12 protein-coding genes are annotated in these 18974 nt (G+C 70.1%); 8 read left to right on the forward strand and 4 right to left on the reverse strand.

Going from position 1 to position 18974, the window contains the following annotated elements; all coding sequences use genetic code 11:
* Positions 1–150: 150 nt before the first annotated feature.
* The 7 genes from ACHFGS_RS04200 (at position 151) to ACHFGS_RS04230 (ending at position 11505) form a co-directional block, all read left to right on the forward strand.
* Positions 151–1134, forward strand: a complete 984-nt coding sequence (locus tag ACHFGS_RS04200; protein WP_394278170.1) for a glycosyltransferase — start codon at positions 151–153, stop codon at positions 1132–1134.
* Positions 1131–2141 (forward strand): glycosyltransferase family 2 protein, encoded by a 1011-nt coding sequence (locus ACHFGS_RS04205; RefSeq protein ID WP_394278171.1) that lies wholly within the window; start codon positions 1131–1133, stop codon positions 2139–2141. Before ACHFGS_RS04200 ends, ACHFGS_RS04205 begins: the two co-directional genes overlap by 4 nt.
* Positions 2138–2872, forward strand: coding sequence for a CDP-alcohol phosphatidyltransferase family protein (locus ACHFGS_RS04210; RefSeq protein WP_394278172.1), 735 nt, complete (start codon positions 2138–2140; stop codon positions 2870–2872). The genes ACHFGS_RS04205 and ACHFGS_RS04210 overlap by 4 nt, the downstream gene beginning before the upstream one ends.
* Positions 2862–3812, forward strand: a complete 951-nt coding sequence (locus ACHFGS_RS04215) for a glycosyltransferase family 2 protein (RefSeq protein WP_394278173.1) — start codon at positions 2862–2864, stop codon at positions 3810–3812. Before ACHFGS_RS04210 ends, ACHFGS_RS04215 begins: the two co-directional genes overlap by 11 nt.
* A gap of 69 nt (positions 3813–3881) precedes the next feature.
* Positions 3882–4628, forward strand: a complete 747-nt coding sequence (locus ACHFGS_RS04220; RefSeq protein ID WP_394278174.1) for a DUF4352 domain-containing protein — start codon at positions 3882–3884, stop codon at positions 4626–4628.
* A 186-nt stretch (positions 4629–4814) separates the two neighbouring features.
* On the forward strand, positions 4815–10388 hold the full coding sequence (locus ACHFGS_RS04225; RefSeq protein WP_394289173.1) for a PKD domain-containing protein: 5574 nt from the start codon (positions 4815–4817) through the stop codon (positions 10386–10388).
* A gap of 22 nt (positions 10389–10410) precedes the next feature.
* Complete coding sequence (locus tag ACHFGS_RS04230) at positions 10411–11505, forward strand: glycosyltransferase (RefSeq protein WP_394278957.1); 1095 nt, start codon at positions 10411–10413, stop codon at positions 11503–11505.
* A 16-nt stretch (positions 11506–11521) separates the two neighbouring features.
* Here the strand turns inward: ACHFGS_RS04230 and ACHFGS_RS04235 are convergent, their stop codons facing one another.
* A complete protein-coding gene (locus ACHFGS_RS04235; RefSeq protein WP_394289174.1) occupies positions 11522–12553 on the reverse strand; it encodes a glycosyltransferase family 4 protein in 1032 nt (343 codons plus the stop codon).
* 47 nt (positions 12554–12600) lie between these two features.
* Positions 12601–15045: a right-handed parallel beta-helix repeat-containing protein gene (locus tag ACHFGS_RS04240; protein WP_394280176.1), complete on the reverse strand. Its 2445-nt coding sequence runs from the start codon at positions 15043–15045 to the stop codon at positions 12601–12603.
* Between the two features lie 164 nt (positions 15046–15209).
* Between ACHFGS_RS04240 and ACHFGS_RS04245 the strand changes: the two genes are divergently transcribed.
* The gene (locus tag ACHFGS_RS04245; protein ID WP_394280177.1) at positions 15210–16268 is read left to right on the forward strand and encodes an acyltransferase family protein; all 1059 of its coding nucleotides are present in this window, start codon (positions 15210–15212) and stop codon (positions 16266–16268) included.
* Here the strand turns inward: ACHFGS_RS04245 and ACHFGS_RS04250 are convergent.
* Entirely contained in the window at positions 16195–17490 is a 1296-nt protein-coding gene (locus ACHFGS_RS04250) for a hypothetical protein (protein WP_394280178.1), read from the reverse strand. The genes ACHFGS_RS04245 and ACHFGS_RS04250 overlap by 74 nt on opposite strands.
* The gene (locus ACHFGS_RS04255) at positions 17487–18893 is read right to left on the reverse strand and encodes a polysaccharide biosynthesis tyrosine autokinase (RefSeq protein ID WP_394280179.1); all 1407 of its coding nucleotides are present in this window, start codon (positions 18891–18893) and stop codon (positions 17487–17489) included. Before ACHFGS_RS04255 ends, ACHFGS_RS04250 begins: the two co-directional genes overlap by 4 nt.
* Positions 18894–18974 lie beyond the last annotated feature (81 nt).

Raw genomic sequence — 18974 nt, forward strand, 5'->3', positions numbered from 1 at the left:
CCCCATCGCCGTGGATCACCCTCGCCAGCCCGTTGCCCAGAGGCGAGGTGAAGGAGAGCCTAGCCACAACCGGGGGTCTTCAGGTCATACTGTCCTTGGGGAGGGTGCCTGGGGGCGCCCGCGCAAGTCGAGCTACTGGGGGTGGCGCGAATGGCTTCGCTGATCGGGGAAACGGATTCGACGCGGTCGGCGTCGAAGGGTGTGCGCGTCGTCATGCCGGTGCACAACGCGTCCGGATACGTCGTCGCGGCGTTGGAGAGCGTGCTGCGGGATCTGCCCGACGACGGCGAGGTCGTCGTCGTCGACGACGGGTCGAGCGACGGCAGCGGGGCGCTGGTCGAGACGCTCGCGATGCGCGACGGACGCATCGTCGTGCTCCGCAACGAGCAGCCGACCGGGGTCTCGAGGGCCCTGAACCGCGGGGTGCTGTTCGGGACCTGCCCCGAGTTCGTCGCCGTCGCCGAGCACGATGACCTGGTCCTGCCGGGACGCTTCGCGGCGCAGGCAGCGGCCTTGCGCGCCGACGCGGGACTGGGAGCAGTCTCGGGTGAGGGCCGGTACCTCGGTCCGACGGGCCGGATCGCGGGTCGGGTGTCGGTCGGGCCGCGGACCGACGCCGAGTTCCACGAGATGCGCGACGCCGGTCGCGAGATCCTCATCCCGCATCCGGCGATCATGTACCGACGGGATGCCGTCATCGCGGCCGGCCTGTACGACGCCGAGTTCGACGCCGCGCAAGACCTCGAGATCGTCAACCGCCTCGTGTACGCAGCCGGATGGCGGGTGCGCACGATCACCGAGCCGCACGTGCTCTACCGGATCCACGACTCCTCGATGTCGTTCTCGCACATCTCCGCGCAGCGGATGATGACCCGGTACATCGTGTACCGGAACCGCGCCCAACTCGACGGCGAGCCATTCCTGCCGTTCGCCGAATGGCAGCGGGCGAACCAGCCCGACCGGCGCACCCGCTGGCGGTGGTACCGCAAGGACACCGGAGCCCTTCGGTACCGTCAGGCGGGGCTCGCATGGCTGAACCGGCGACCCTTCGCCTTCGCCGGCAACATCGTCGCGGCCAGCGTGCTGCACCCTCGGTGGGTGCTCATGAAGCTCCGCGTGGCGCGCGGCCGATGAGCGCCGTCGAGTCGCCCACCGCGGTCATCGCCCCGGCTGCGACCATCCCTCCGACCGTCGTCATCGCGGTGCCGACGTACCGGCGTCCGGACGACCTGCGGCGTCTCCTCGACGCGCTCGGCCCCGTCGTGGCCCACGCGCGCGCCGCAGGTGCGGCATCCGTCATCGATGTCCTCGTGATCGACAACGACCCCGAGGGATCCGCGCTCGCCGTCCTCGCCGATCGCGCGCCCGGTGTGACCGGGGTGCACGAGCGGGCACCCGGCGTCGCCGCCGCCCGCAACCGGGCGCTCGACGAGGGCGGCGATCATGACGTCCTCGTCTTCATCGACGACGACGAGTCCCCCGCCGGGGCCGACTGGCTGACGCGACTGCTCGAGACCGCGAGGGCTTCGGATGCCGACGCGGTGGCCGGTCCAGTGCGGACGGTGGTCGACGGCGGCCTCGACCCGTGGATCGAAGCGGGTGGGTTCTTCGCGCGCCGGCACCGGGCGCACGTGGCGACCGGCACGGCGATCGAGCGGGCCGCGACGAACAACCTGCTGCTCGATCTCCGGTTCATCCGGGGCAGCGGCATCCGCTTCGACGACAGATTCGGCCGCACGGGCGGCGAGGACTCGCTGTTCACCAGCCAGTTGCATCGCGCCGGCGCGCGGATGGTGTGGTGCGCGGAAGCGCTCGTGCACGATCATCTTCCCGAAGCCCGACGGACCCGAGCGCACGCGCTCGAGCGCATCCGCGGGATGGCCGCCGCCGGTGTCCGCGTGGGGCTCGTGATGGCACCCAACCGGACCGTCCGCGTCGCCGTCCGGGCTCGGGCGACCCTCGCGGGCGCTGCACGCGTCGGCGCCGGCGTCATGCGCGCGGCGGCCGGGGCGATCGTGCGTTCGGAACGGCTGGATGCCGTCGGCCGACGCGACATCATGCGGGGGGTGGGCGCAGTGGAGGGCGCCGCCGGACGCCTCCGCATCCAGTACGGCGACCGCCTCGAAGGAGCATCCCGATGACCACCACCGATCCGATGCCGACATTGACCGAGACCCTGACCCGCCTCCGCGCCGCGCAGAAGGGTCACGCCCGCGGAGCGCCGGCGTACTCCGTCTACGTCAACCGACGGATCGGTCGTGTGCTGGCTGCGATCGGGTACCGGCTCGGCCTGACGCCGAACCAGGTCACGATGGTGAGCGCCGCGCACACATTCGCGGGCATCGTGCTGCTCGCGACGATGCCGCCGAGCTGGTGGTCGGGCATCGTCGTCGCCGCCCTCCTCGTGCTGGGCTATGCGTGGGACTCGGCCGACGGCCAGGTCGCGCGACTGCGCGGTGGCGGATCCGTCGCGGGGGAGTGGCTCGACCATTTCGTGGACGCGATCAAGATCGCGACCCTCCACCTGGCAGTGCTGATCGGACTCTTCCGTTTCGGCGACCTGGACGAGCCCGTTTTGCTGCTGCCGATCGGCTACTCCATCGTCGCGACCGTCACCTTCTTCGGCATGATCCTGAACGACCTCCTGAAGGGCGCGCGCGGTGTCGCGTCCACCCACGCGCGCGGCGGCGGCACGCTGGGCAGATCGTTGCTGCTGGTACCGACCGACTTCGGACTCCTGTGCCTCGTCTTCCTGCTCTGGGGAGCACCCCCGGCATTCCTGACGGTCTACGCCGCGCTCTTCGCGGCGAACACGCTCTTCCTGTGCGCGGCATCCGTCAAGTGGTTCCGGGAGATGCGTCGTGTCGGCTGACGGTGACGCCTGGGCCGTCGTCGTCGTGAACTACGGCTCGAGCGGGCTGCTCGAGGCGAACCTCGCCGAGGTCGCCGCCGACACCCGGCCGGACATCGTCGTCGTCGTCGACAACCCGACCACCGACGCCGAGCGCGCCCGCGTGCGTGCGCTCGCGGCCCGCGAGCACTGGATCCTCATCGAACCCGACGCGAACGCCGGGTTCGGCGGCGGCGTCAACCTGGGGGTCGCCGCGGCGCTCGAGGCGGGCGCCACCGGGATCCTCCTGCTGAACCCCGACGCACGCCTCGGCGCCGACGCCGTCGACGCACTCCGCGCAGCGACCCTGGACGAGCCGCTCGCGCTGTGCGCACCCCGCATCGTGACGCCGTCCGGCTCCGTCTGGTTCGCCGGTGCAGACGTCGTGCTCGCGGACGGGCGCACGCGCGGACATGCGAAGCGCGCGCGGCATCCGGGTGAGGAGACCTGGGAGTGGCTGACCGGGGCGTGCCTGTGGTTCACCGCCGAGCTGTGGCACGCAACGGGCGGCTTCGACGAGGAGTACTTCCTGTACTGGGAGGACGTCGACTTCTCGCGACGGGCGGTGCTCGCCGGCGGATCGCTCCGGGTCGTGGGCGACGCGCTCGCGGTGCACGACGAGGGTGCCACGCACCGGGGGCGTGGCCAGAGCGCTCGCAGCAAATCGGAGACGTACTACTACTTCAACATCCGGAATCGGATGCTGTTCGCGAACCGCCATCTCGACGATGAAGGCGTCCGTCGCTGGCGTGCCGGGATCGCGGCATCCGCTCGAGAGGTCATCCTCCGGGGCGGACGTGCGCAGCTGTTGACGTCGCCGGTGCCCTGGCGTGCCTACCTCCGGGGGACGCGCGACGCGCGGCGGATCGCCGATGCGAGCCGGTCGGCGCAGACCGGTGTGGGGACGGCGGCGAGCCGTTAGGATCTGGCGTTATCGTTCGACGCACCCGTGGGGAGGGTGCGCGTTCGTTTGGGGAGGGGCGAAAGCATCATGAAGGACGACGAAGCGTTCGATCGGGATCGCGATGAGCTCGAGAAGCTGCTCGACGAGGAGCCTCGACGTCGCCGACGCGCGATCGGCATCGCGATCGCCGCGGTCGCTGTGGCCGTGGTCGCGGCGATCGGCATCGGGATGGCGTTCGGGTTCGGCCGGGTCTCGGCCTCGCCGGGGGAAAGCCCCGGCATATCGCCCTCGGCGACCGATCCGGTGACGAGTCCGGCAGCGAGTGCCTCGCCGGAACCGGATGCCACCGACCAGTCGCCGGCACCTGCGACGCCCGCACCCGACGAGTCCGATGAGGGCGAGTCGGAGGGCGACGAGCCGACCGCTCCCGACGCGCGCGAGACGCTGCCGCCCGCGGCGTTCGACGATCCGATCGAGGCGGAGGGCGGGTTGGTGGTCTCGGTCAGCTCCATCGAGAGCGTCACGGGTGAGGCCGTCGTCCCCGGGGAGGTGAGCGGCCCGGCCGTGCGTGTCACGGTGCGGATCGAGAACGAGTCGGACGAGACCGTCGACCTGACGACCGCCGTGGTGACCCTGTTCGGCGCGTCCGAACTCCAGGCGAGCCCGGTCACCAAGCCGGCGGGGAAGTCGTTCCCGTTGGAGGTGGGGGCGGGGAAAGCCGCCTCGGGGGCGTTCGTGTTCGAACTGCCGAAGGACGAGCGCACGGACGTGCGCGTCGAGGTCGATCTGTCGGTCGCCGAACCGCTGATCGCCTTCGAAGGCGCCGTCGAATGAACGAGGATCACGCGATTCTCGGAATCTGATCGCGCGCGACGCCGGTCATGGCGTATGGTGTGCGTGAAATCCTTTGGGGGGATTTCTGGGGACCCGTCCGCAACACGCGCTCTGCGTGTGCGTGCAGACGTGTATGAGGGGAAGCAAATCGTGGGGACGATTTCTGCGGGCCGTACGGCCCTGTCTATGGCGATCGCGGCTGTGGTCGCTGTCGGATTCACGCTCGGCGTCGTGCCGACCGCAGCAGCGGCGGCTGATCCGCCGGCAGCTGCAGCCGCTGCGGCCGCGTTGCCCGAGACGGTCTCGGCCGACTCGTTGCCGACGGTGCAGATCGACGGCGGCGTCGTGTGGTCGCAGGTCATCGTGGGGAACACGGTGTACGCCGCGGGGCAGTTCTCGAACGCGCGACCCGCAGGTGCCGCGCCGGGGACCAACCTGACCGCGCGGGCGAACATCCTGGCCTACAACCTGACGACGGGCGCGCTGATCACCTCCTTCGCACCGACGTTCAACAACCGCATCAACGAGCTGGCGGCGTCGCCCGACGGAACGAAGCTGTACGTGACCGGGTCGTTCACCCAGGTCAACGGCCAGAGTCGGCTGCGCTTCGCTGTCCTGGACATCCCCAGCGGCAACCTCGTCTCGGGCACGGCCGGTCTGAACAACATCGGCAAGTCGCTGTACGCCTCGCCGAGCGGTCTCTACGTCGGCGGCTACTTCACCTCGGTCTCCGGCCAGGCTCGACAGCGCATCGTCAAGTTGAACCTCGCGGGCACCGCCGTGCAGCCGTTCTCCGTCCCCGTCGACAACGGGCACGTGCAGAGCGTCGTCGTGAGCAGCACGGGCGACCGCGTCGCGCTGTCGGGGAACTTCACCTCGGTCGGCGGCGGGGACACCCCCGGCTTCGGGCTCTATCTCGCCGACGGTACCTCCGGTGCCGGGCTCCCGTTGCCCGCGAACACGCAGGTCCGCAACGGCGGCGAATCCGCTGGCTTCATGAGTCTCGCGACCGACGGGACGAAGTTCTACGGCGTCGGTTGGCACTACGGCGGCACGGGCAACGTCGAAGGCTCGTTCGCCGTCAACTGGTCGGATGGTGCGATCGCGTGGATCGAAGACTGCCACGGCGACACGTACGACATCGCCGTCGTGAACGACATCGTCTACTCGGCGAGCCACAAGCACTACTGCGGCAACAGTGGCGGATTTCCGCAGACCGAGCCGTGGACCTTCTACCACTCCACCGCGTGGACCACCGATGCGCGCGGGACGAACACCGGCGACATCTACGGCTACCCCGACCACCCGGGCACCCCGCGTCCCGAGTTGCTGAACTGGTTCCCGCAGACCACCCCGGGTACCTTCACCGGCACGAGCCAGGCGGTGTGGACCGTGACGGGCAATTCGCAGTACGTCATCTACGGCGGCGAGTTCCCGAGCGTCAACGGTGCTCGGCAGCAGGGCCTCGTGCGCTACGCCGTCCGCTCGATCGCGCCGAACCTCCAGGGCCCGCGCGTGTCCGGCGACGCCTGGAACTTCTCGGCGAAGTCGTTCGCGGCGGGCCAGGTTCGCGTGAAGTACGAAACCAACTGGGATCGCGACGACACGACGCTGACCTACCGCGTCTACCGCGACTCCGAATCGTCGGCGCCCATCTCCGAGAAGACCATCTCGACGGTGTTCTGGAAGCCGCAGTTCGAGACCTTCACCGACACCGGGCGCACGCCGGGCGCGTCGCACCGGTACCGGGTGGTGGCATCCGACCCCTATGGCAACGTCGCGAAGTCCAGCTGGATCACGGTGACGGTGTCCGACGCGGTCCTCAGCGACTACGCGGACGAGGTCCTGACCGACGACGCCGCGCACTACTGGCGTCTCTCCGACACTGAGACGGAGACGGCGGGCGACTGGGCGGGCACATCCGACCTCGCGATCCGCGGCACGGTGACCTCGACAGCCGGCGCGATCCTGCCGGATGCCGACGCGGCGAAGACCTTCGGCAACGGTGCATTCGGCGCGACGACCGATGCGGTCCCCGGACCCGACACCTTCACGGTCGAGACGTGGATCAAGACGTCGACGAACTCCGGCGGCAAGATCATCGGCTTCGGCAACAGCTCGACCGGCAACTCGAACAGCTACGACCGCCACGTCTACATGGACAACGCCGGGCGGATCTGGTTCGGCGTCTACCCCGGCGGAGTCCGGACGTTGAACTCGGGCGCCGGCTACAACGACGGGCAGTGGCACCACATCGTCGCGAGCATGAGTGCGGACGGGATGAAGCTCTACATCGACGGCAAGCGCGTCGCGCAGCGCGCCGATGTGACGACGGGGCAGGGCTACAGCGGGTTCTGGCGAGTCGGCGGTGACAACATCGGCGGCTGGACGAACCAGCCCTCGTCGAGCCACTTCAGCGGCGCGATCGACGACGCCGCCGTCTACGACGACGCGCTCACGCTCTCCGAGGTGCAAGCGCACTACCGCGCGTCGGGTCGCACGCTCAACGTGCCGGCAGCGCCGTCGGACGCCTACGGCGCGCTCGTCTACAACGCACAGCCCGACCTCTACTGGCGCTACGGCGAGACGTCCGGGACGAACGTCGCCGACAGCGGCACCTCGGGCTACGACGGGGCGATCGCCGGTACGGTGACGCGGAACGTGCCCGGAGCGATCGCGGGCACCGCGAACCCGGCGATCACCCTGTCAGGGTGGTCCAACGTCCACTCGGTCGCGCAATTCGGGTCGCCGGGCGCGTTCACCTTGGAGACCTGGTTCCGCACGACGTCTTCGCAGGGCGGCAAGGTCATCGGCTTCGGTGACATGCAGTCGGGCACGTCGTCGAACTACGACCGGCACGTGTTCATGCGCGACAACGGGCAGCTCGTGTTCGGCACGTGGACCGGTCAGGAGAACATCATCACCTCGCCGAACGCGTACAACAACGGACAGTGGCACCACGTGGTGGCGACGCAGGGATCCGGCGGCATGGCGATGTACGTCGACGGCGTGCTCGTGGGCACCAATCCGCAGACGGCGGCGCAGCCCTACAGCGGCTACTGGCGGGTCGGCGGCGACACGACGTGGGGCTCTTCGTCCCCGTTCCTCTCCGGCAGCTACGACGAGACAGCCGTGTACAGTCGGGCGCTGACCGCGACCGAGGCATCCCAGCACTACGGTGCCGGGACCACGGGCACGACGCCGAACATCGCGCCGACCGCGCAGTTCACCTACTCGCTCGACCACCTCGCGGCGTCGTTCCAGGGCTCGGGATCGTCCGACCCCGACGGCACGATCGCCTCGTACGCTTGGGAGTTCGGTGACGGCGACACGTCGTCGGCGGCCAACCCGACGCACACCTACGCGACGGGCGGCAACTACACCGTGCGGCTCACAGTGACCGACGACGACGGCGCGACGAACACGACGCAGGTGCCGATCACGGTCGTCGCCAACGCGGCGCCGACGGCGCAGGCAACGTGGAGTGCGGTGGGCCTCGAAGCCACGTTCTCGTCATCGGGATCGACCGACGCCGATGGCTCGATCGCGTCGTTCGGGTGGGACTTCGGCGACGGTGAGACCTCGTCCGCACCGTCACCGAGCCACACCTATGACGAACCGGGCTCGTACACCGTCACCCTGACGGTGACCGACGACGACGGCGCGACGGCGACGGAGACCCTGGAGGTCGTGGTCACCGCGCCGGTGAACGCCGCACCGACGGCGGCCTTCACCCCGACGGTGAACGGCCTGTCGGTGTCGGTGAACGGCGCGGCATCCTCCGACGCCGACGGAACGATCGCGTCGTACGCCTGGGCGTTCGGCGACGGCGGGACGGCGACCGGTGCGACGGCGACGCACGAGTACGACGAAGCCGGCGACTACACGATCACGCTCACCGTGACGGATGACGACGGGGCCACCGACACCGAGACGGCGGACGTGACCGTCGAGGCGCCGTCGACGTCGACACCGATCTTCAGCGACGAGTTCTCGCGGACCGCAGCCACTGGCTGGGGGACCGCCGACATCGGCGGCGCCTGGTCGCTGCGTGCGGCGGCGAGCCGGTACTCGGTCTCGAACGGCAGCGGCAACCTGATCCTGCCCCGGGCGACGACCCTCTACGCCGATGCGAACGGCGTCGACACGGATCGGGTCCGAGTGGATGCCACCTTCTCGGTCGACAAGCTCGCCGAGGGCACCTACGTCGCCGTCGTCGGGCGTCAGGTCGGGTCGAACTCCTACGTGCTGCGACTCCGGCTCGGGGCCGACGGATCCGCGCGGATGTACGTGCTGCGCAACAACTCGGTCGCGATCGGCTCGTCGCTGCTGCTGCCCTTCACGGTGCAGCCCGGGCAGAAGTACCACGCCTCCTTCGAGGTCGCGGGTGCGAGTCCCACCTCGCTGAAGGCGAAGGTGTGGGCGGCGAGCGGCGCCGAACCGGCCTGGCAACGCGAGGCGACCGACTCGACCGCGGCGCTGCAGGCTTCGGGCAGGATCGGCGTCTTCGGATTCCTTCCGTCCGCGGTGACCAACGACCCGGTGACGGTGTCGTTCGACCGGATCGTCGCGATGGATCCGGATGCCGCCACGCCGCCCACCGGGAACACGGCGCCGACCGCTGCATTCACCCACACGAAGACCGGGTTGCAGGTGAACGTGAACGGCGCGGCATCCGCCGACTCGGACGGCGACGTCGTCTCGTACGCCTGGCAGTTCGGCGACCCCGCGGGCACCACCGCCACCGGCGCCACCGCCTCGCACACCTACGCCGCGGCGGGAACCTACACGGTGCGGCTCACGGTCACCGATGACGATGGCGCGACCGCCACCATCACGCACGACGTGACGGTGACGGCCCCGACGACCAACGCGGCGCCCACGGCGGAGTTCACGCGGACGCCGGCCGGCCTCACGGTCGCGGTCGACGGCGGGGGGTCGAGCGACACCGACGGGACGATCGCCTCGTACGAATGGCAGTTCGGCGATCCGGCCGGCGGCACGGCGACGGGCGCGACCGCGTCGCACACCTACGCGGCAGCCGGCACGTACACGATCACGCTCACCGTGACCGACGACGACGGCGCGACCGCGACGCGATCGCACGACGTCACGGTGACGGCACCGCCGACCGGTGGCGCGCTCTTCGCCGACGCCTTCGGCCGAACGGTCAGTGCGGGATGGGGAACGTCGGACGGCGGCGCAGCGTGGACGACGCGCGGCACAGCGAGCCGCTTCTCGGTCGCCGGCGGTGTGGGGACGATGTCGGTCGGGGCGGGCACGTCGCTGTACGCGGACACCCCCGTGATCGACAGCACGTCGACGACGCTGAGCGGCTCGTTCACGGTCGACAAGCTCAACGAGGGCATGTACGTCGGCATCATCGCCCGGAAGGTCGGGACGACGCAGTGGCTGGTGCGTGCGCGGCTCGCCGCCGACGGCACCGTGCGGCTCAACGTCATCCGCGGTGACAGCACGTCCGTCGGTGCAGCCGTGAGCGTCACCGGCCTCACGATCGCGGCGGGGCAGACCTACCGGTTCGAGGTCGACACCAAGACGACCACCACGACGGCGATCTCCGCCAAGATCTGGAACGCCGCCGCCGCCGAGCCGTCTGCCTGGCAGATCGAACGGACGGATGCCACCGCTGCGCTCCAGGTCGCGGGATCGGCGGGTGTCTACGGCTACCTGCCGAACGCAGCGGCGAACGTCCCGACCGCGCTCTCGTTCGACGACTTCGAGATCGTGACCGCCCCGTGACCGACAGGTGCGTGCGGGGAGGATGACGCAGGTCGCCGCCGAGATGCGCGTCGTCCAGCTCTACGACGTGGTGCGCAGTGCGCACCTGGAGCGGGCCGCGACGGCACAGCCGCGGCCCGTCATCCTCTACCGCCGCACGCGGTACGACTTCGACGCGGCGCTGGTCGCCGCGGCATCCGCGCAGCATCGCGGGGTCTGGGCGTCGGTGCGGTACGCGCTCACCACCGACATCGACGTGATCGAGGTCAACGAGCCGCTCTCGGGCGATTCGTCACTGCCGAGTGTGGTCTTCGCGTCCGCAGCGAGACTGCGGGCACGGGTGACGAGACGTCCCCGTCCGCTGGTGGTCTCGTACGCGATCGAAAACCTCGACCCGGCGGACCTGGTGCGGAACCTCCCGGTCAAAGCGCGATGGCGGCACCGGTTGCGCCAGTTCACCACGCCGCTCCTCTGGCGCGCGATCGACCGGATCGCCTACGGCACCCGCGAGGCGCAGCGGGTGTACGAGGCGGCGTTCGGCGCGGCCGCGCACCAGCCGTCCGCCGCGCTGATCGAGGCGCTCCCGGCGCCGATCGACGGAACAGACGCCGTCCGCGATCGGGTGATCCTTTTTCTCGGCGACCTGTCCGAGCGGAAGGGCTTCCCCGATGTCCTCGCGGCGTGGCCGGAGGTGCGCGCCGCGGTGCCGGACGCGCAGCTGCTGATCATCGGCCGCGGCGCAGGCGCCGACGCGGCCGCAGCGCTCGCCGAGTCCGATGAGCGGGTCACGGTCGTCATCGACCCGCCCCGAGCCGAGATCGCGAGGCACCTGGGCTCGGCGAAGGTGCTCGTGCTGCCCTCGCGGCGACGCCCGTTGTGGCGGGAGCAGGTGGGGCTGCCGATCGTCGAGGGTCTCGCGAGCGGATGCCTCGTGGTCACGACCGCAGAGACGGGCATCGCCGACTGGCTCTCGAACCACGGGCACCACGTGCTGCCCGAGTCGGGCCTTCGCGAGGGATTGGCACCGGCGCTGGTGGCGGCGGTCACGAGCTCCCGCAGCCCCGCCGATGTGCACGCGGACCTGCTCGCGACGGACGGGCGGCGGGCCGCGCACGAGTGGCTGCACCGGCCGGACTGATCCCGCCCGCGGACGCCTATCGCGCGGAGATGACCTCGGCGATCCGGCCGGCGAGGTGCGTGGTCGTGTACCCGGCTTCGACGTGCGCGCGGGCGGCGTCGCCGAGCGCCTCGGATGCGGGGTCGTCGAGCACCGCGAGCGTCTCGCGGGCGAGGGCGTCGGCGTCGCCGACGTCGACCATGCGAGCGGCGGTCGTGCCGCCGAAGTAGTCGTCCATCCCGGGCGTGCGCGTGATGACCAAGGGACGGCCGGTGGCCATCGCCTCGAGCCCCACGGTCATGCCCGACACGTGCAGGTTCGGTCGCGTCGCGATGGCGACGACCGACGCGCTCGCGTAGAGGTCGCGGAGCTCCGCGTGGGTGAGGTACGGAACGACGATGACCCCGTCGGGAGGATCGAGGTCCGTCGTGCTCTGCACGACGATCTCAACGTCGGGTCGGGCGGCGCGCACGGTCGCCATCGCGCGGAGCAGGGTCTTGGGATCGCGATCGCGGTCGCCCCCGACACTGACGACGAGCGGGCGGGTCGGTGAAGGCGCATGCCGGAAGAACTCGGAATCGACCCCGAATCGGACGTAGTGCACCGGTGGAGCGCCGTCCCCGAGGAATGCCGTGAGCGGCGCGACCTGGGCGTCGGAGAGCACCCAGAGCCCATCGAGTCGCCTCAGCGCTCGTCGCATGCCCTGGAACGGGGCGCCCCCGCGTCGCATGACGCTGTCCGTGAGCCACACCACACCGGAGTATCGCGCGCGCAGACCGGGCGTGGTCGCGAGCAGCATGCCCGCGTTCTCGTCCCACGTGACCCCTGCCGGGCGCCCGCGCCGACGCGGCGGCGGGACGATGGAGGCGATGCGTCGAAGAGCCCGCGCTGCGGCGGACGGATCCGGGAGGTTCTGCGCGGCCACCCGGGGGAGATGCGCGTCGAGCCGGTCGAGGCCGTAGGGCCATCGATCCGGCGCCGACCCCGCCGCGTGCCGCTCGCTCCACGCGAGCAGATCGCGCCCGGCGGGATAGAACACCACCGCCCCCGTATCGCCCCCCACAGCCACGATCACATCGTATGCACGGGGGGCGACACGGGGCTACGTCCCGTCGACTATCCGACCGGATCCGAGAGTGCGCCCGGGTGCTTCGTGCCCGATGCGACGCCGATGGATGCCGCGACGCTCGACGGCAGCGCCGAGAGGGCGGCACGGGGGTTGGCGAGGACGTCGCTCCGCACATCGAGCGAGGGCGTGAGGATCGGGGCCCCCGTCCAAAGCGCCGAGCTCTTGTCGTTGCCGGTGTGCGCCGTGAGTTCCGCGAGCGTCTTCACACCCGTCGTGCCCGCGGAGCCGTCAGCCCAGCACGCCATGTTCGCGGGCGTTGTGGCGTCGCGCCGGTAGTAGACGTTGCTGTTCATCGAGACGCCGAGCTCCGCGCCGCTGAGCTTGCGCTCGGAGTCCTGGGCGAGCATCGGGCACGAGCTCGAATCCACGCCGTACGCGAGCACGTTGTTGCGGACGGTGATGTCGTCCAGCACCCACGGGATGCTCGACTTCAGCGCGGATGCCGGCTGTCGTCGCTCATCCTGCGCGAAGCTGAGCGCCCGGAAGCCGGCATCCACCGTGTTGTTCCAGATCTGCACGTCGCCGCTGTTGATGATCTTCGCTCCGAGCACGTTCTGCGACAGGTGGTTGTCGGCGATGATCGCGTCCTCGCTGAGCTCGATCTGGACGCCGGTGGTCGTGTTGCCGGTGACCGTGTTGCCGGTGACGTGGATGTCGCGCGAGTTGACGTCGAACCACACCCCCGCGCCGATGTTGTCGGCGACGAGGTTCCCCTCGATGTGCGCGCCGACGGCCTTGGTGATCTTCACGCCGCCCGAGGCGGGTGCCGGCTTGAACCGTTGGGCGTTGTTGCCCGCGATCACCGAGTCGGTGAGGGTGAGGCCCTCGACGCCGTTCGCGCCGAGCCCCATCAGGCCGTTGCCCGACAGTGTCACCCGACGGAAGTTCTTCTCGTCGTTCCAGCCGTAGACGCCGATGGTCGCGTTGTCGCGCACCACGAGGTTCTCGAGGGTGATGTCGTCGACCTCGGCCGTGACCGCACCCATCATCGAGACGGTCGTCGCGTACCGCTGGATGCCGAACCCGCGCAGCGTGGTGTGCTTGCCCTGGATCTTGAAGGCCCGAGCGGTCGTGCTCGCCTCCACGCTCTTGCCGGTGGGGTCCGAGCCGATGATGAGCCGCTTGCCGCGCTCGTCGACGAAGAACGTGCCCGCGGTGACCTTACTCGCCGAAGCGACCTGGGTGAGGGGCTTGTCGTTCACCCACACCTGGTCGGGATAGCCCGCGAGCGGGTTCGTGTCGTCGACGAAGCGGTCGGTGTCGTCCTGACCCGCCGTGAACGACACCTTGTGGTCGAACAGGTGCGTCCACCCGGTCTTCACCCAGGTGCTTCCCGATTTGGTCCATCCCGTCACCGGTGCGCTGCCGTCGAACCAGACCGCTTCACCGGGATAGGACTGGATGGTGAGCGCCTTGTTGAACCCGACGTACACGTATTCGCGGTAGGTGCCGCCACGCAAGACGATCGTCGAACCCGACGGTGCCTTCGACACTGCGTACGCAGCGCTGCCATACGGATCGCTGAGCGTGCCCGAACCCGTCTTCGTGCCCTTCGGCGCCACGAAGATCGCGCCCTTCGGAACGGCGTATCGAGCGGTGCCGACGGGGGCGCTGCCGACCGACGTGCCGCTGCTCGGCGGCGTCGTCGGGGTGGGCGTGGGCGTCGGCGTGGGCGTGGGAGTGGGCGTCGGCGTGGTGGACGGCGCGGCATCCGCGAGACGGAGGTCGTCGATGCGCACGGTGTTCGCCGGCGATCCCGCGGAGAGGTAGGACGCGATCGCGGGGTACCCGGCGCGCGAGAGGCGCTTCGTGCTGGTGTCGTCGAACGATGCCTGCCACCCCGGTTTCGTCGAACCTTCGGCCCAGATGCGCGCGCGGATCTGCACGGTCGAGGTCCCGGTGACCGAGAACTCGGCGTGCACGCGGGTGCCCGCGGGGTGGTCCTTGATCGGCTTCAGCGATCGGAGTACGGTTTCGCGGCTTCCGGAACCGTCGTACCGGCTGATCCAGAGATTGACGCCCGTCTTCCCGAAGCGCATGCGGGCCTGGTACGAGGACTTCCCATCCGAGCGGAGCGCCAGCGAGACGGTCGATCCGTTGCCCGCGGAGGTCGGCTTGATCGGCCAGACGGTCGCGCTGAGGACCGAGTCGGATGCCGAGACGGTGCGCAGCGATTGGAGGGTCGCCGTGCCCGGGGACTGCGTCACGATGGCCGACCGGCCGTCCACGCTCGTGGCGCGCGGCGCCGAGGTCGTCCACGCGTGGCCGGAGGTCGAAGACCCCCAGCCCTGTGCGACGGTGCGGGTGAAGCTGTCGCCGACGGAGGTCGCGGCGGCAGCCGCCGTGACCGAGCCGGTGGCGATCAGCGCGGCTGTGACGACCGTCGCGGCGATCCGGACTCGGGCGCGGGAAAAGAGGGGGAAGCGGGTCATGTTCGGCCGCCTTCGGGTAGAGAGTGACGCGGAGGAATACTCATCAGACCACGGGGCAGACGGCCGCCCCCGCGCTATGAGACACTTTTCATCTGGGCGCGGGGCAGGGGGCCGGTGGGCCCGGATAGCGTGCGCGTCGATGATTGGGGGTCATCGTTTCCGGAATGTTCTGGCGGTCCGAATCGGGGCTGCAACAGGGGCGTGTCGATTGGGTCGATGCGGGCAAGGGACTGGCGATCGCGCTCGTCGTGCTCTTCCATTCGGCGCGCTGGCTCGCGGGCGTCGCGGGTGAGATCTCGGGCTGGCTCTGGCTGAATGATCTGCTCGCGACGATGCGGATGCCGCTGTTCTTCACGCTGGCCGGCCTGTTCGCCGCGAAGTGGGCGGCAGCGCCGATCGCGCAGCTGTGGAACGCGAAGCTGCGGCTGTTCGTCTGGGTCTTCCTGCTGTGGGAAGTGCTCGGACTCGGACCATACCTGCTCGGTCAGGCGGTGCACGGCGTCGAGATCAACGTGCGACGCGAGCTCTTCGACACCGCGATCTCGCCGCTGGTGCCGCGATTCGAACTCTGGTTCATCTGGGCGCTCGCGCTCTTCTTCCTCCTCACCCGGGCGCTGCGCGCGGTGCCTGTGGCGGTCACGCTGTCGGTCGCCGCCGCCCTGTCGATCGTGGCGTTCGCCGACGTGCTGCCGCTGCCGTCGCCGAGCTGGACCGGCATCTGCAAGTACTCCGTGTTCTTCTTCCTCGGGATTGCCGGCAAACGGATGCTGTTCGCGTACGCCGCGCGGAGCGGGTGGCTGCTCCGCGGGCTCGTCGTGGCGGTCTGGCTCGGTCTCGCATTGGTGATCACCGCCTTCGATTGGGGTCGCATCCCCGGCGCGTATCCCGTTCTGGCGTGCTTGGGCGTCCTCGCCGGCGTCGCCCTCAGCCAGGTCCTGCAACGCTCCGCGACCATCGTGCGGCTCGGTTCACGGACCCTGCCCGTCTATCTCGCGCACACCCCGATCGTGATCGTGCTGACCGCGATCATCGCGCTGGGTGCCGAGGCCGAGGTCGTGCGCGTGGCCGCACCGGTGCTGCCGCCCGTGGTGGCCTTCGCGGCGATCGCGCTGTCGCTCGGCCTGCATCGCGTCGCGGAGCGCGGACCGCTCAGATACCTCTTCGCTCCGCCGTCGGGGCTCCTGCTGGCTGGAGCCGCCGGCCCGACGAACGCCGCGCGATGATCGCGGCAGCCGGCACCGCCAGGATGACGAGGGCGAGCGGCAGCGTCTTCATCGCCGAGACGGCCGGGCTGAAGGCCAGGTCCCAGGCGAGCCTCGTCGCGAGGTAGACCGCCAGTGCCGTGCACACACCCTCGCGGAGGGCGCGCTCCAGCCCCAGTCCGGCGATCGTCGCGATGATGACGCACGCCACGAGACCCGGGAGCCCGAACCAGAGCCAGAAGTCGCCGAGCATCGAGTGGACCTCGATGCCGCCGCCGAACATGAACCGCTCGACGTAATTGTTGTTCGGGTCGTACCCGATCGCCGCCATCGCCGACTTGGCCGCCGTGACATCGCTCGGTGAGGCGATGATCCCGGACCCCATCCCGAGCGGGTGGAGGCGGATGAGGGCGTCGGATGCCGCGATCTCGGGGCGCCCGCCCAGGAGGAGCGAGCCCGATCCGTCGATCTGCGCCTGCGTGCGGTCCCTGGTCGCCTCGCCGAAGAAGCCTTCCAGGATGGCCGCCTGCGCGACGAAGAAGACCGCGAGACCGAAGAGCAGCACGCCGACGAGGTTGCCCGTGCGCCGCTGCGTCCGTCCGCCTGCCCTACCGATCTGCTGCCAGACCAGGACGACGGCGGCGAGGAACAGCATGGCCGTGTTGGATCTCGCGTCGCTCACGGCGCCCACGACCGCGAGGACCACGATGACCGCGAGCTGCGGCAGAAGTCTCCCGTTCCGCGCCGCGATCGCCATCAGCAGGATGGTCAGCGGGATAGAGAAGGTGAACCTCCAGCTGATGCCGTCGCCGAGATCGCCCAGCACGCCGATCGCCATCCCGGTGCCGAAGGCGATCGACATCGTGGACAGCCCGATCACGGTCCGCGCCCACAGGAGCGCGCCGACGGCGCCGAGGAGACAGAGCGCGAGCGCGCTGCGCTCGACCATGCTCGACGGTGCGGCGTCGCGCTCGGCCGAGAGCCACCACGTCAGCAGGAGCCCCGACGCCGTCGCCGCGAGCAGCACGACGGCGAGTGCCACGAACAGCCGTGCGCGGCGCAGGAGCGGCAGCCACAGCGGCACCAGGAGGAGGCCCAGGAGCCCGCCGACCGTCGCACTGTAGGGGAGCGTGAGCCGCAGTCCCACGATGACGCACAGCGCGATCGCGAACGTCGGCTCCGCGGTCCATTGCCGGTGCAGGAACCCGGTACCGCGCGCGCTCGTCGTGCCACGCGATGTCATGGCCGCGGTTTCGGCTTGCCACCTCGGCGATCGCGCTTCCGCCAGCGCCACGGCTGCGACGTCGGGTGCACGTTGTCGTAATAGGGACTCGAGTCGACGCGCTTGACGGCGTTCAGGACGATGCCGAGGATCCGGACGCGCGTCGATTCCAATTCGTCCAGCGTCCGGCGCAGCGAGTGCCGCTTCGTGAAGCGGTAGCGGGCGACGACGAGGATGCCGTCGACGACGGGTGCGAGCCACAGCGGGTCGCTTACCGCGAGGACAGGCGTGCTGTCGATCACGACGACGTCGAACCGCTCCCGCGCGTCGGCGACGAGCTGCCGCAAGTGGTCCGAGGTGAGCAGCTGGCCCGGGTTCGGGGGGATTGCGCCGCTGGGCAGCACGCTGAGGTTGCTGGTGCCCCAATGCTGGATGGCATCCGCGAACTCGATGTCACCGACGAGGATCGTCGTCACCCCGACCCCGCCCTCGAGACCGGTCATCTCGGCGATCGAGCCGCGACGGAGGTCGGCGTCGATGAGAAGGACCCGCTGGCCCTGCTCGGCGAGGATGAGTGCGGTCGACAGCGCGACCGACGACTTCCCCTCGTTCGACGTCGCCGACGTGATGAGGATGACGCTGGTGTCGCCGTCGACGTTGGCGAACCGCAAGCCGGCGGCCACTCCGCGGATCGACTCGGCGGCGAGCCCCGTCTCGGCGCGCCGGACGGCGTCGGGCAGCGTCGAACCGTGGGCGACACTCGTCACTTCGCCCAGCACCGGCGTCTCGGTCACCCCGGCGACGTCTTCGCGGGACTGCAGCCGCGTCGCGAGCAGGCGACGCAACCAGGCGTAGACCATGCCGATCGCAAGCCCCGCGAGCGCGCCGACGACGATGAACAGGCGCGTGTTCGGTGCGATGGGCACGCGCGGCTCGGCCGCGGGGCTGATCGTCTCGATGCGCACCGCCGGGCCGGACCCGGTCGTCTGCGGGGAGAGGTCCTTGACCGCTTCGGCCAGCTCGGTGGCGATCTCGTTGGCGATGGCCGTTGTCCCCGCCGGGGACCGGCCCGTCACCGCGATGTTCAGGACCGTCGAGTCGAGCGGTGTCTCGACCACGACCTGGCCGGCGAGCGCGCGCGGTGTGATGGTGAGCTCGAGCCGATCGATCACCGGCTCGAGCACCACCGGTGAGGTCGCGATCAGCGTGTACGTGCGGACGAGGCTCTGCACGTAGTTCGATCCCTGCACGAGTTCGGCGGTGCTGTCACCGCGTGCGGGGAGGACGACGACGGCCGCCTGCGACCGGTAGACGTTGGGCTGCGTCTGCGCGTAGCCGTAGCCGATCGCGGCACCGATGAGCGCGAGCGCGATGATGACGAGCCACTGCTTGCGCAGAGCGAGGAAATAATCGTTGAGGCTCACGTCGCGCGCCCCGGTCCCCCGGAACGCGAGCTCCGCGCGCGGTCGTCGAACTCACCCATGAGGCACCCCCAAGCATCCCGT

The sequence above is a fragment of the Microbacterium sp. genome (assembly GCF_043427715.1).
Lineage (GTDB): Bacteria > Actinomycetota > Actinomycetes > Actinomycetales > Microbacteriaceae > Microbacterium.

Excerpts from the sequence above, each read along its gene's own strand:
- ACHFGS_RS04200 (WP_394278170.1), top strand. The coding sequence starts at position 151 with ATGGCTTCGCTGATCGGGGAAACGGATTCGACGCGGTCGGCGTCGAAG.
- ACHFGS_RS04205 (WP_394278171.1), top strand. The coding sequence starts at position 1,131 with ATGAGCGCCGTCGAGTCGCCCACCGCGGTCATCGCCCCGGCTGCGACC.
- ACHFGS_RS04210 (WP_394278172.1), top strand. The coding sequence starts at position 2,138 with ATGACCACCACCGATCCGATGCCGACATTGACCGAGACCCTGACCCGC.
- ACHFGS_RS04220 (WP_394278174.1), top strand. The coding sequence starts at position 3,882 with ATGAAGGACGACGAAGCGTTCGATCGGGATCGCGATGAGCTCGAGAAG.
- ACHFGS_RS04225 (WP_394289173.1), top strand. The coding sequence starts at position 4,815 with ATGGCGATCGCGGCTGTGGTCGCTGTCGGATTCACGCTCGGCGTCGTG.
- ACHFGS_RS04230 (WP_394278957.1), top strand. The coding sequence starts at position 10,411 with ATGACGCAGGTCGCCGCCGAGATGCGCGTCGTCCAGCTCTACGACGTG.
- ACHFGS_RS04240 (WP_394280176.1), bottom strand. The coding sequence starts at position 15,045 with ATGACCCGCTTCCCCCTCTTTTCCCGCGCCCGAGTCCGGATCGCCGCG.
- ACHFGS_RS04245 (WP_394280177.1), top strand. The coding sequence starts at position 15,210 with ATGTTCTGGCGGTCCGAATCGGGGCTGCAACAGGGGCGTGTCGATTGG.
- ACHFGS_RS04250 (WP_394280178.1), bottom strand. The coding sequence starts at position 17,490 with ATGACATCGCGTGGCACGACGAGCGCGCGCGGTACCGGGTTCCTGCAC.